Origin of the sequence: Photobacterium sp. Ph5 (assembly GCF_022129445.1) — a bacterium.
Taxonomy (GTDB): Bacteria; Pseudomonadota; Gammaproteobacteria; order Enterobacterales; family Vibrionaceae; genus Photobacterium.
Genome location: NZ_JADQAQ010000019.1, coordinates 45,499 through 59,021, shown reverse-complemented (window position 1 = coordinate 59,021; position 13,523 = coordinate 45,499). Strand labels below are relative to the sequence as shown.

Sequence of the window (13,523 nt, the reverse complement as noted above, 5' to 3'; positions counted from 1 at the left end):
TTTTATTAACTTCTAATGTTATCGTTTTATACATTTAATCACTTTCATCAAACAAGTAAGTTTCGATTTGGTCTGAAAGCCATTTTATTACAGGTGTACGGCGTGATTCACTTTCTACTACTTCACCGTAAGCTTGCCAGTTCATAGCACGGTTATACTTTAGGACTTTCAGCGTGCCTTCTCGCAGGTATTGATTGATTAGAATCGCAGGTAAATAAGACCAACCTGTTTGATCTAAAACGGCATCGCGAAGGTGCTCGTAAAACGATAAAGCAATGTATTTACCTGCTTTAGGCGTAACAATTTTTAGGCTTTCTTCATCGATATAAGCAACGGCAATTTCAGTAAAGCGTTCCAGATCAGCGGTTGTCACTTTACGTAACTGACTAAGGGGATGATCTTTGTGGGCAACAGACATAACACGAATTTGCCCTAAATCGATTTGATTTAAACGTGATAGTTGATGAGTCTCAGGTATTAAACCGTAGGCAACGTCGACTAAATTTTGCGTTACCATTTCTTCGAGTTCTTGCGGTGGTGCGCTATAAATCGACACACTGGTTTGTGGGAATTGTTTACGAATATCTCGTAATAATTTACGCCAAACAGACTCTGGTAATGAATCGTCACGTGCGATACGGATGGTGGACTCAACACCGGCTAAGTGTTGATCACATCGGGTTTCAATATCACGGGCAATAAGTAACATTCTTTCAAAATCGTTAGCAATCGCATCACCGATATCAGTGGGAATAATTTGATTTCCGGTTCGATTTAAAAGTGCAATCCCGAGCTCATCCTCTAATGCACTTAAAGCAGCACTGACAGTAGTACGACTTTTCCCTAATTTTCTTGCCGCTTCCGCAATAGATCCTGTTTTAATTGCATACAAATACATCTCAATTTGGTTGGTTCTCATACAGTTTTTCACCTGGTAGAAATACGAACTTATATGCTCATACTAGCGACGAAAAAACTGCCGCTCAGTGATTATATCATTAATATAAACCACGATATTATGTGCTTAGTTTAATTCTACAACAAGAAACGACGAATAATTTGTCGATTGAGGTTTATATGTCTAGCAAGATACAACAAGAGCGTGGATTGCTATTGTTGTCAACAATATCATCATTTTCATTTGCGGTAATAGGGATTGTTTTAGGGTCTATTGTTGGCTCGTTAGTAATTGTGTTTGATGGTGCCTATTCACTAGTCAGCTTAGCGTTAACCATGTTATCACTGGGTGCAGCGCATTATATTCATAAGCCTGAAGTGGATAAGACAACTCCTCAATTTGCGATGATTGAGCCTGCTGTTATTGCGATTAAAGGTTCTGTTATTGCCGTTATGTGTTTATGGTCTTTTTATTCAGCCGTTGAAGCAATTTTAGCCGGTGGGCGTGATATTAATGCAGGTGTCGCACTTGCATTTGGTATGGTAAGTGTTACTGGCTGTTATGCGACTTATCGTTATATTAAGTTGAAGAGCGAGAATATTGAATCTGCGTTAGCTGATGCTGAAGCAAAACAGTGGGTTATGGATACCGTGATCAGTGTTGCTGTTTTAGCTGGCTTCTTTATCGCTAAATTATTAATGATGACGCAATACGCAGAGTATGCAGTATATGCCGATCCAACAATGGTTGTATTAGCATCGGTTTATTTCATCATTGTTCCTGTGAAAATGGTATGGCGTTCAGTACATGAACTATTAGAAATTCATGGTCAGCCAATGGCGCATGCAATGAGTAAATAAAGAAAAGTAAATGAGATAAGGCCAGCTTTATTATTTGATAGAGCTGGCCTTATTTATTGTTGCAAGCAACGATTAACGTCCAAGTAAAAGGGTATCTTCAATTTCACGGTAATGTGCGGCAGTATTGATAAGTGATGTCGCCGTTAAGCCAGGTACGCCATAAATTTCTACTTTGGTATTATATTTGGTTTGTACTTTATCAACTAACAAATCAAAATCACCATCGCCTGATAATAAAATAATACGATCAGCATCTTGTGCATGCTCGATAACATCTAGCGTAATACCTACATCCCAATCTCCCTTAGCAGAGCCATCACTGCGTTGGATAAACGGTTTTAGTTTTACTTCAAAGCCAATCGCTCGCAGAATATTTTGAAATTGTCTTTGCTTTTCATCTCCTTTATGAATTGCATAAGCGTAAGCTGCGATGATTTCTCTATCTTGTGAAACTTCCGCCCAAAAAGCATTGTAGTCGAAGTTAGCGCGATACTTTTCTTTTACGGTGTAGTAGATGTTTTGTACATCAACAAAGATTGCAACTTTTTCCACGAGAATTCCAAATTGGTTGAATTTAAAAGCTATGTTGAAGAAATGGAGGGGATAATTCAACTGTTATTGAACAATGTGTTGTTATTGTTGGTTTTTTATTCAAAGAAACACGGCGAGTCGTTACAAGCAACAAATCGCGATAGATTATGGAATAAAAGTAGAAAATTGATGTCTTAATAAAAAGGCAATCACTCGCCTAGATGATTTAAAGAGATAAAGTGATGAACAAGTTATTGATCGGCACACTACTATTAAGTTCAAGCTCAGTATTGGCACAGAGTTGCCCTGTAGATGTACCAAATCCTATTCATATTGATAATGGCAATATTTCTGTTTACGAACAAGGTAAGCCTAAGTTACTGATTGATAAAAATAATGAAGTTTATATTAATGGTGAAAAAGTTGATTTAACTGCAATGCAGCAAAAAGCAGTCGAGGCCTATAGCCAGAATGTTCAGACTTACCTACCGCAGATGGCACAACTAGCACAAGAAGGTGTTGGGATGGCAACGGATGTATTGGGTGAAGTTGCCAATAGTTTTGATTCACAAGATGCTTTTAAAAACGTTGAAACGCTAATTGCTCAGTTTGGTCAGCAAGCTCATGAGAAATTTTATAATCAGCAAGGGGAGTTTGTTATGCCTGCTGATGTGTTTTCTAATATGGATACTAATTGGAAAACTGAGTTTGAATCGGCAATGAAACAAGTCAGTGTTCAATCGATAGCGAGCTTATTTGCGGCGCTTTCTGATGAAATGAAAAATGGCGATGTAGATTTTACGCAGCTTCAATCAAAATTTGCTGAATTAAAAACACGATTAAGTGAACAAATGACCCAACGTAGTCAGCAAATGAAAGTAAAAGCAGATAGTTTATGTGGTTCTATTGAAGGTCTGGCCGAACAGGAGAAGCAGCTTCAACAGGTAATACCACAATTGAAAGATATGCCAATGTTTGAAATTTAATTAGCTCTTTTATTTTAGAAATAGCGCAGCTCTGCGCTATTTTTTGTTTGTGTGTTTTTTGTCCTAAATATGAACTATGTGTTAAGCTAAAAAGATAAAATAAGTAATAAGATCGTGTATTTAAAGGAAGATATTTTCATCATTAGAAACGCACTTTGACCAATAGGGGATAAATATGTTGAAGATTGCTGTGATAATTGGTCTGTTACTGTTTGCTTATTGGGTTATGCGTTATATGTCGCCGACAAATCAAAGAAAGGTTGTTGTAGGTCTTTTTTCTGTATTAGGTAGTGCTGCAATTATCTTTATGGGGTTTGAATTATTTCGATAGAACAAGCATGACGCTTATATGGGCTTTAATGAGAACACTAAGCGTCATGATGATTCTAATTATTACAAAATATCAGTTAGGGCTATCCCCACACCAATACGTTGCTGTTTGTGGTTATAATCAATTAGGTTTTCACCGTAACCTGTTGAATATTTAGTATAACCGCGTAGTTTCCCCCAGAGTGGGAATGTTAAACCAATCTCGCCATAACCTTTATGAGAAGCAAAGTTTTCACGTCCAATAAAGCTGAACTCATAGTCATCCCATTTATAGACCATACCAACTTGGTAATGGCCCATGTAATGCTCGATATCAGGGTTATCATCACCAGATGGAGAGAATGGTTCTTTTTTCTTATCTTCAGGAATGCGCCACCACGGTCTAAAGGAGAAGGCAAAATGTCCCTTTTCAAAAATAAAGTCGGTATATACACGATTCCAACTACGGGATAATCCTTGAGTACGGCCATTTGATTGATGCTCGATACCTATTGTCGCCCACGTATTACCACCTAGAGGCTTCCATGGCGTAGGGGCTAGGTAAAACATTTCAGGGCGATAGTTGGTTTCTCTAAATGGGCGTGAAATGTCACTGGCATACACCTGCCAGTAAGAATTTAGAGTGAAAGCAAGAAAGACGCCATCACCATCAATGAATAAATCATCGTAGTTTAATGGTGTTTTAAAACTTATCTGGAATTCAGCTTCTGCATTCTTTAAGTGATTATCCCATTCTGTACCATTATATGCATCACGATTAACACTGTCGGTTAAGCTAACAGGAAGGAAGTAATTCATTCGGTGGGGGGTAATAACAAACGGATCAAATGTAGTCGCACGCTCACGTTGCAAACGCTGCGAGATCATGGGTTCGTTATTGATTTTTTTAGCCTCAGCTATTAACTTTTCACACCGACTACGAATTTGGCTAAGTGTTAAATCACCACTTTGACGTTTCACTGCATCAAATAAACATGCCTCATAGTCGTCATTAGGTGCAGCATTTACAACAAAGGGGGTTGTAAACATCGCTAATAAACAGAAGTTATATACTGGTTTCACAAGTAATCGATGTCCCTGAAATAAGCACAAGAAAGTTATAAAAAAGTTAAGTAAGCAGACTTGAACTGTTTGTTTTGTATCAATTACTATCTATTATACCTACAAAATGTCAATGTTTGGTTAAATAAAAACGCCACTTTGATAGTGGCGTTTTTTGCAATTGGCTATATTAATTAATATTTATAATATTAAGAGCCAGCTCGACTGCGTGCTGGTTTGTTTGGTCGCCCCGCTTTTCCATTACGATTTGTATTGCCTGCAGGTCTGCTATTGCGGGCACCTGCATTGTTGCTGTTATTTGGGCGTTTATTGCTGCTTGTCTCACTTCGGTTGCTAGTCCCAGTAGGTTTGCCATTAGCTGAAGGTTTACCTTTTACTGTTGGCTTTCCGTTACGCGTTGTTGGGCTACGCTTCCCATCTTTACGGATATCTGGTTGATTTGGGTGCTTAGTCGCAAATCGCTTAGCGCCATGACGACCTGAGCCACGACGCTCTGCTGGCGTTAACTCAGCTTCTGTACCTGGTGGTGGTACCAAACAACTCGGACGATTACCGATTAAGTGCTTTTTACCCATCGAAATTAGCGCATCACGGATCAATGCCCAGTTAGCTGGATCGTGGTAACGTAATAGCGCTTTGTGTAAGCGACGTTGACGTTCACCTTTAGCAACAGATAAATCTTCGCGACCTTTATATTTCACTTTTTTCAGTGGGTTTGTTTCAGAGTGATACATCGCTGTTGCATTACACATTGGAGACGGATAGAAGTTCTGAACCTGATCACACTGGTAATCATTTTGCTTTAACCATAATGCAAGGTTAAGCATGTCTTCATCTGTAGAGCCAGGGTGTGCTGAAATAAAGTAAGGGATCAGGTATTGCTTCTTGCCTGCTTCCTGACTGTATTGTTCAAACATTTCTTTAAAGCGATCAAATGTACCCATACCAGGCTTCATCATTAGATCAAGCGTGCCTTTTTCGGTATGCTCAGGAGCGATTTTTAAGTAGCCACCAACGTGGTGAGTCACAAGCTCACGGACATATTCTGGTGATTCAACGGCTAAATCATAACGCACGCCTGACGCAATCATAATCTTCTTAATGCCTTTTAGATTACGCGCTTCACGATACAGATCGATAGTATGTTTATGGTCAGTATTTAGCTTTTCACAGATCTTAGGGAAGATACATGATGGACGACGACAGTTAGCTTCTGCACGTTCATCAGAACAACCTAAACGATACATGTTTGCTGTTGGGCCACCCAGATCAGAAATAGTACCTGTAAAGCCAGGTACTTTTTCTTGAATATCTTTAATTTCGTTCAAAATAGATTCTTTTGAACGGTTTTGGATGATTCGACCTTCGTGCTCTGTGATTGAACAGAAAGAACAACCGCCAAAACAACCACGCATGATATTAACCGAGGTTTTGATCATGTCATAAGCTGGGATCTTTGCTTTGCCGTAGCTAGGGTGTGGCACACGTGCAAATGGTAAGCCGAAAACAAAGTCCATCTCTTCAGTAGAAAGTGGGATTGGTGCACGGTTTACCCAAAGCTCACGATCAGCGTGTTTTTGAATTAGAGCACGGCCAGAGTAGGGGTTGGTTTCTAAATGCATCACACGGCTAGCGTGGGCATAGAGAATACGGTCATTGGCTAATTTTTCATATGACGGTAAACGAACAACTGTTGTTTTTGCATCGTGACGTGATGGCTGTACACGTACTACTTTAGCTTCGTTTTTTTGTTCTTGTTTATTAGTGTCACAGTTTTCTTCGGTCGCGTATGGGTTTGGCATTACCATTGCGCGGCCTGGTTTTTCAATACGTGAAGAGTCAATTTCTTTATACTCTTCAGGAACTCCTTTCACCATTACCGCAGTACCTGCGATACGCGTTAATGATTTAATATCTTCGCCATTACCTAAACGGTGCGCGACTTCAACCAGCGCACGTTCAGCGTTACCAAACAACAAAATGTCGGCTTTTGCATCCATTAATACTGAACGACGGACTTTGTCAGACCAGTAATCATAGTGTGCTAGACGGCGAAGACTTGCTTCAATACCACCTAATACAATAGGAACGTCTTTAAATGCTTCACGGCAGCGCTGAGAATATACGAGTACTGCGCGATCGGGACGTTTGCCCCCTTCATTGTTCGGGGTGTAAGCATCATCATGACGAAGCTTACGATCGGCGGTATAGCGGTTAATCATTGAATCCATGTTACCAGCAGTAATACCAAAAAAGAGATTCGGTTTACCCAGCTTCATAAATTCGTCTTTATTGTCCCATTTAGGCTGGGAAATAATACCAACGCGGAAACCTTGGGCTTCTAGTAGGCGCCCAATGACTGCCATACCAAAGCTAGGATGGTCAACATACGCATCACCAGTAACAATAATAATGTCACAACTATCCCAACCTAAAGCATCCATTTCTTTACGAGATGTTGGTAAAAATGGCGCTGTGCCATAGCATTCAGCCCAATACTTAGGATAGCTATCAATAGGTGTTACTTTCGTGTGCATGTTTTGACCTCTATATTTTGAGGCGGGAATTATAACGGTTAGCGGTATCACTGACTAGCCCTTATAAAACCAGAGAATTTTTAAGGATAAATCATTACTGAAGCAACATTTTTATAATAGCTAACTATGCTAAAAATATTTCATATAGAGCGTTAAATTAGATGTATTAAATGAACTGTGAATTATAAAACATAAAAATGTTTACAATGGACGAAAAAAGAGAAGTGAGAAAATGGATGAAGAGTAATGAGCAGGAGAATAAATCGCTACCGATATTAACAAGCTTTGCAGACAAGCATGCATATTGTGAGCAAGTTAAAATGGCTAACTTTACGCAAAGTATGCGGTTAGAAGGCTATGACATTAGTGTGCCTTCACCGATAAAAAATACGCGAGAGCGTAATGCATTGCGCCTACAACTGATTAGGTATTATCAACAAGAGAACACTGAAAAGGTGTGAATGTGGACGATAAGTACGGTACAGACCAAGATCCTTATACTTACGAAAATTCTTATGTATTGATTAATAAGCTCAATATTAGAGATGAAGCTTTATTTGATGAGGCAGAAACTCAATTTAATATATTGGCGGCGATGGGAATTGAATTTGACTCGCCACCTTATGATTTCGCGTATTTTTGTCAGCTACACAAATGGCTTTTTGATGATTTGTTTGAGTGGGCGGGTCAGTGCCGTACGATTGATATATCAAAAGACGATACACGTTTTTGTCACGTGAGTCGTTTACCGCAAGAAACCACTCGTTTATTTAACCAACTTGAAGCTGAACGTTATCTGGTCGGGTTACCCTTTGAACAGTTGATTGAGCGATTGGCACAATATTATTGCGATATCAATGTATTACATCCTTTTCGAGAGGGAAATGGGCGGACACAGAGAATACTGTTTGAACATATCGTCATTAATTGTGGCTATAACATTAATTTTAGTGGCGTAACGGCAGATCAGTGGCTTAACGCTAACATTCAAGGGGTTGTGTGCAACTATAAGCCGATGCAGGATTTGTTTAGACGCTGTGTGACAACGCCTTAATGTACTAGCAACGTTCTGAGTAAAATAGCAAGCTATAAACGCTGAGTGCATAACGTTATATCGCTTGCCATTTCTAAGTTCGATAATTAAAAGTTTTGTTTTTCAGCGATGGTTTGTTGTTCTATTGCCATAGTTGGTTGCAAGCTTCTAATATCTGATGAGGCAGGGCTTTGGTAAACCGCCAGACCAAACTTAGGGATCATTGCAAAGACATGGTCAAAAATATCTGATTGCACATCTTCATAAAAAGCCCATCGCGTATCATTCACAAAAACATAAATCTGGATCGGTAATCCGTTAGGGGTCGGCTCTAATTCACGCACGAGAAAAGTCATATCTTGGCGTATTTGAGGATGTTGTTTGAGATACACATCAAGATAACCACGAAATATCGCGACGTTGGTTAAGCCAGTATTTGGTGGTAGGTTTTGTTTTTTCTTTGCCAGAATTGTAGGTACAAAATCTATTGTTGCTAACTGTGCTTCATCATTGCTGTCGATAAACTTGATGGTATCAATATCGATTAACACCGATCGTTTAATACGACGACCACCTGATTCTTGCATTTGGCGCCAGTTAATAAAGGAATCTTGTACTAACGCATAAGCGGGAATATTGGTTACGGTGTTATCCCAGTTTTTAACTTTTACTGTGGTTAATGAGACTTCTTCAATACTGCCATTAGCGCCATATTTATCCATTTGGATCCAATCACCCACTTTTACCATTTGGTTTGCAGATAGCTGGATACCAGCAACAAAACCTAAAATAGTATCGCGGAAGACTAATAATACTAGACCTGTCGCAACACCTAAACCACTTAAGAAATAGACTGGAGAGCGATTGGCGAGTACTGAAATCGCGATGATTAAGCCAATTAAAAAGATGATTAACTTAAATAATTGAACGAAACTTTTTATGGGCAGATCACGGCTCATTAATTTGATATCAGCGATATCATTACTGGCATCTAAAAAAGCATAACTACTTCGGATAAGAGCAAAAATAAGCCATAAACTTAGAATACGGTCTATTAATCCACTAAGAATAATGTGTTTATCAAGTACTAGTGGAATGAGTAAGTTAAGCACCACAGCAGGAATGATCAGTGACAGTTTTTCAAATACCGCATGTTTGACGATCACTGAACCCCATGAGGCTTTTGAGCGTCTAAGCATGGCATTGACAATTTTCAATAATCCCCAGCGAACGATCACATAAGAAAGAAAAGCGACCCCACTACATAACACTAAGAAAAAGACCGTTGATATATTGTCATGTGGTTCAATATTGACACCAATTTCGGACAGAATGTGGGCGATATCAACTCTAATTTCTTTGCTCACAGGCTCACTCCACTTGATAACGTTTAAACAATAAATTATTACCGCATCATACCTGAAAAAAATAGCTAATGACTGTTAGTATATAATTGAATACTCAATGATATGTGCTGGAGATTGGCGTGGCAAAAAAGTTTTATGTTGTATGGCAAGGAAGAGAGCCGGGAATATATACCGATTGGCTTAGTTGTAAACAGCAAGTGGACAAGTTCGCAGGTGCTAAATACAAGTCATTTCCTAGCCAAGAAGAAGCACAAGCCGCTTTTGGTGGTAAAGCTCCCACACATAGGGCATCTTCTACCACAAAAAATATCGCGAAAGCAGCTAAAACCAGTAAAGGATCTTTGACCGCAGAGCAAGTACATGCTGTAAAAGCTGAGATTAAAATCTTCACGGATGGTGGTTGTGATCCCAACCCTGGCAAAGCTGGATCGGGGTTAGCGCTGTATAGAGAAAACCAATTAAGTGAATTATGGTTTGGTTTATATAATCCGCAAGGTACCAATAATACCGCTGAGCTAAATGCGTTATATCAAGCTTTACTCCAAGCTGAAAAGTATATTGCTGGTGGCATAAGTGTCGCGATATTTTGTGATTCAAGATACTCGATTCAGTGTATTACTCAGTGGGCTGTATCGTGGAAAAAGAATGGTTGGAAAAAAGTAGGGGGAGAGATCAAAAACCTAGATTTGATCCAACCAATGTTTGAGCACTATCAAGCAATAAAAGAGATGATCCAAATTCACCATGTAAATGGGCACGTTGGCATCGAAGGTAATGAATTGGCTGATAGAATGTCGATTCTTGCAGTAGATGAGCGCGAGGTTGCGTTTTCGCTATATCAGCAACCCTTAGATATTAAAGCAATTTTAGCCCTAAGAGCGGGCTAAAATCGGTGATGTATCATTCTTGATAGTTAAGTAAAGCGAGCATATGTTCAATGTTCGCTTTTTTATTTCCGTTATTTCCCATCATTTCAGTATTAGCTAATGCATAGAGCCAATCTTCAATTGCATCACCATCAATATCGTCACGAAAATTGATCAAATTAGCCCATTGCTCAAGATCATCATCATCAATCTCTTGTGTTAAGTATTTATTCAGTACTTGAATGAGCAAAGGTTTAGTGACAATAAATGGTGTGTCTTGATCTGACGCTGCATTAAGGTAGACAGAAAAGGCACTGTCACGTTCAGGACCAAAACTCATAATTTGATAAATAGCTTGTTGTTTATCCACAGTCATTATCTTTAATCGATGATTGAGTGGTTATTCTGCCGTTTTAGAAGCAATAAAAAAAGCCTGTAGATCGCTCTACAGGCTTTAGTTTTATCATGTCAGTTTTTATTAAGCGTACATAGGTACAAGCACGACGGTACCTAAAATAACGGTGATTAAGCCACATACCACAGGTACAACAGTACGTTTAACCACATCGAATGGGCTGATTTTCGCCATACCAGACGTTGCAACAATAACACCTGATACCGGTGAGATAGTACGACCTAAGTTTGATGCTTGAAGCATCGGAATAATAAGGAATGCAGGGCTTAAACCTAACTTACCCGCAAGTTGAGGTGCAAGTTCAACAAAGGCATAGAAAGGCGCATTACCCGATCCTGTTGCAATTGCAGCGGCAACCGTTAGTGCTGTTAGTAATAGCATTAGAGCGACGCCACCGGCACCAGCTTTATCAGCCAATGCAAGTAGGTTATCAATGGCACCAACAGACATTAAGCCTTGTGCAAACACACCTGCTGCGACTAATAACATCACTACGCCTTTGAATGCATCACCCATACCTGCGTAGCAAGATTCTAGGTTTTCAAGTGTAACCTTACCGTTTAAGCGATTAGTCAGAAAATCGACAATCGCACCAATAGTAATAGATAACACAACAATGGTGTAAATATCGATTTTTAGACCAGGGATAGTCTCGCCATTGAATAGGAATACACCAATGATTGGCATGAAAGGTAAAATTGAGTAATAGGCTGGCGCTGTTACTTCCATTTCAGAAATATCAACACGCTCCATTGGTGTGTTGTTTTTCTTATCAAGGTATTTATTCCAGAAGAATGCCGCCACAGCCATGACAATAATAGCGCTGATAGAAACAGGTAATACAGTTTCAACGGCGAACACGTGTAATGGTAAACCTGCTTTTTCTGCAGCAACAACCACATCACCTGACGTTGGCGAGAGAATGATTGCTGCAGGGGATGCACAGACTGCCGCTGCCGCAGGGCGAGAAATACCCATTGCAGTCATCATTGGGAATAGTGTTGCCATTAATAGCACGCCAAGACCAGTTGCAGAGCTCACGGCAAGAGACATTAAACAAGCAACAATATAAGCCGCAACTAATAATACGTAAGGCGATTTAATAAATGACAAAGGTTTTGAAAATTGTTTTACCACGACATTATTAGCACCAATATGGGTCATGTATGATGCGAAACCGCATAACAACATGATTTGTAGACCTAAGCCGCCACCACGGTACTGCAGCATGTATTTTACATACTCAAGAGAATCGGTGAATAAATTACCAGTTGATACAACTTTTGCAGGTAAAACCGAATGGCCTAATAAGCCGGCAATAATTAATAACGAAACTCCTGCAGTTAATAAGACTCCTGCAGCTTTATATCCTTTAACAATGTAATAGCCAACGGCGATGGTGATCACCAAGCCTATTAATAGCTCCGTCATGAAGACTCCTTATTTCATTTTAAATCTAATTATAGAAAGTTGTTACTGGGTAGTAGTGTTTGCTGCGAGTAATTTAACTAAAACTAAAATTATTAACGAGATTTAATCAGAAAAGTTATGATCTAAAGCAGTATTTACTGTTTAATGTTAATTATTTGATATATAAATGATAAAGGCATTTGCTGTTTGTGGTTGTTTAACGTTACATATTGATATTCATATTGTTTTCTATTAAAAGATAATAAGATTTAATATCAGATCAATTAATAAGATAAAGCGACTTAACTATTTAGTTGTTGAGTGATATTTATACAACGTAATTATTGTTGGCAGCAGTGTTGCTTTACATAATCAATAAATGCTTGATCTGCTATTGATAAATATCCTGTTTTACGCCATGCCATTACAACATCAAGCAAGATCGGTTCTTCAAAAGGAATAGGGACAAGTTTTGGTTCATACTCAGTCACCATTTCTAGCAATGTAGTGATGGCGAAATCTTGTCTCACGATTTTAAAAATCATCGCCAATAAGTTAGTTTCAAATGAAATGTTAGGTGTGAAATGGTATTTCTCACAGATGCTATCGATTGTTTCTCGATGAAAATAGCCATGTTTAAACATCACTAGCTCTTGGTTAAAAAAATCAGCAAAAGAAAGGGATTTATATTTTGAGAATTCATGATTTTCTGAAACAACGGCAACCATTTGTGATTTTAATAGTGGTTCTGGATGCAATGAATCAGGCAGATCATGATTAATTATCACACCAAAATCTAACTCACCATCAATAATCATTTTTCTAATTGATTGAGTGCCAGCTTCAACAATGCTGAGCTTTAAATTTGGGTATTGACTTTTAAAGCCCATAATAATTTCTGGAAAGAAGTATGAGCCTAGCATGCTTGGAATACCGACACGTACTTCCCCTTTTTCTAATCCTCGTAATTCAGCCATTGCAATTTGCGCATCATGAATTTTTTGAATAATCACTTTTGCATGTAGCAGTAATACTTTACCTTCATCAGTTAATTCTACTTTGCGTTCATTGCGTGAAAATAAGCATAAGCCCAGTTGTTGTTCTAGTTTTTTGATTGTCATGCTAAGCGCAGGTTGAGCAATGTGTAGCTTTTCAGCTGCTCGCGTAAAATTAGTTGTTTCTGCAAGTGCGACAAAATAGGTAAGCTGTCGAGAATCCATGGCTATAA

Annotated in this window: 14 protein-coding genes; 6 read left to right on the top strand and 8 right to left on the bottom strand. The window is 38.9% G+C overall.

Features of this window, described 5'->3' with window-relative positions; genetic code table 11:
* Positions 1–34: 34 nt before the first annotated feature.
* The gene (locus I3259_RS09520; RefSeq protein WP_238029401.1) at positions 35–919 is read right to left on the bottom strand and encodes a LysR family transcriptional regulator; all 885 of its coding nucleotides are present in this window, start codon (positions 917–919) and stop codon (positions 35–37) included.
* Positions 920–1,077: 158 nt separating this feature from the next.
* Between I3259_RS09520 and I3259_RS09515 the strand changes: the two genes are divergently transcribed.
* Positions 1,078–1,758: a cation transporter gene (locus I3259_RS09515; RefSeq protein ID WP_238029400.1), complete on the top strand. Its 681-nt coding sequence runs from the start codon at positions 1,078–1,080 to the stop codon at positions 1,756–1,758.
* Positions 1,759–1,830: 72 nt separating this feature from the next.
* Here I3259_RS09515 and I3259_RS09510 read toward each other — a convergent pair whose 3' ends face one another.
* Positions 1,831–2,310, bottom strand: coding sequence for an NYN domain-containing protein (locus tag I3259_RS09510; protein ID WP_238029399.1), 480 nt, complete (start codon positions 2,308–2,310; stop codon positions 1,831–1,833).
* Positions 2,311–2,531: 221 nt separating this feature from the next.
* On the opposite strand from I3259_RS09510, the gene I3259_RS09505 reads away from it, so the two are divergent.
* Both I3259_RS09505 and I3259_RS09500 read left to right on the top strand, forming a co-directional pair.
* Entirely contained in the window at positions 2,532–3,275 is a 744-nt protein-coding gene (locus I3259_RS09505) for a YggN family protein (protein ID WP_238029398.1), read from the top strand.
* A gap of 175 nt (positions 3,276–3,450) precedes the next feature.
* Complete coding sequence (locus I3259_RS09500; RefSeq protein WP_238029397.1) at positions 3,451–3,606, top strand: hypothetical protein; 156 nt, start codon at positions 3,451–3,453, stop codon at positions 3,604–3,606.
* 62 nt (positions 3,607–3,668) lie between these two features.
* On the opposite strand, the gene I3259_RS09495 is transcribed toward I3259_RS09500, so the two are convergent.
* Both I3259_RS09495 and I3259_RS09490 read right to left on the bottom strand, forming a co-directional pair.
* Complete coding sequence (locus I3259_RS09495; RefSeq protein WP_238029396.1) at positions 3,669–4,667, bottom strand: phospholipase A; 999 nt, start codon at positions 4,665–4,667, stop codon at positions 3,669–3,671.
* Between the two features lie 188 nt (positions 4,668–4,855).
* On the bottom strand, positions 4,856–7,204 hold the full coding sequence (locus I3259_RS09490; protein ID WP_238029395.1) for a YgiQ family radical SAM protein: 2,349 nt from the start codon (positions 7,202–7,204) through the stop codon (positions 4,856–4,858).
* Between the two features lie 206 nt (positions 7,205–7,410).
* Here I3259_RS09490 and I3259_RS09485 point away from each other — a divergent pair, with 206 nt between their 5' ends.
* Entirely contained in the window at positions 7,411–7,665 is a 255-nt protein-coding gene (locus I3259_RS09485) for a YhfG family protein (RefSeq protein ID WP_238029394.1), read from the top strand.
* Positions 7,666–7,667: 2 nt separating this feature from the next.
* The gene (locus I3259_RS09480) at positions 7,668–8,258 is read left to right on the top strand and encodes a putative adenosine monophosphate-protein transferase Fic (RefSeq protein ID WP_238029393.1); all 591 of its coding nucleotides are present in this window, start codon (positions 7,668–7,670) and stop codon (positions 8,256–8,258) included.
* A gap of 86 nt (positions 8,259–8,344) precedes the next feature.
* Here I3259_RS09480 and I3259_RS09475 read toward each other — a convergent pair whose 3' ends face one another.
* Positions 8,345–9,604 carry a mechanosensitive ion channel domain-containing protein gene (locus I3259_RS09475; RefSeq protein WP_238029392.1) on the bottom strand — a complete coding sequence of 420 codons (1,260 nt, stop codon included), beginning with the start codon at positions 9,602–9,604 and terminating at the stop codon, positions 8,345–8,347.
* Between the two features lie 119 nt (positions 9,605–9,723).
* Between I3259_RS09475 and I3259_RS09470 the strand changes: the two genes are divergently transcribed.
* Positions 9,724–10,491 (top strand): ribonuclease H family protein, encoded by a 768-nt coding sequence (locus tag I3259_RS09470; protein ID WP_238029391.1) that lies wholly within the window; start codon positions 9,724–9,726, stop codon positions 10,489–10,491.
* 13 nt (positions 10,492–10,504) lie between these two features.
* Here I3259_RS09470 and I3259_RS09465 read toward each other — a convergent pair whose 3' ends face one another.
* The 3 genes from I3259_RS09465 to I3259_RS09455 all read right to left on the bottom strand — a co-directional run bounded on the left by I3259_RS09465 (position 10,505) and on the right by I3259_RS09455 (position 13,515).
* On the bottom strand, positions 10,505–10,846 hold the full coding sequence (locus I3259_RS09465) for a hypothetical protein (protein WP_238029390.1): 342 nt from the start codon (positions 10,844–10,846) through the stop codon (positions 10,505–10,507).
* Positions 10,847–10,948: 102 nt separating this feature from the next.
* Positions 10,949–12,316: an anaerobic C4-dicarboxylate transporter DcuC gene (dcuC, locus tag I3259_RS09460; RefSeq protein ID WP_105059935.1), complete on the bottom strand. Its 1,368-nt coding sequence runs from the start codon at positions 12,314–12,316 to the stop codon at positions 10,949–10,951.
* 320 nt (positions 12,317–12,636) lie between these two features.
* Positions 12,637–13,515 (bottom strand): LysR family transcriptional regulator, encoded by an 879-nt coding sequence (locus tag I3259_RS09455; RefSeq protein ID WP_238029389.1) that lies wholly within the window; start codon positions 13,513–13,515, stop codon positions 12,637–12,639.
* Between the last annotated feature and the right edge of the window lie 8 nt (positions 13,516–13,523).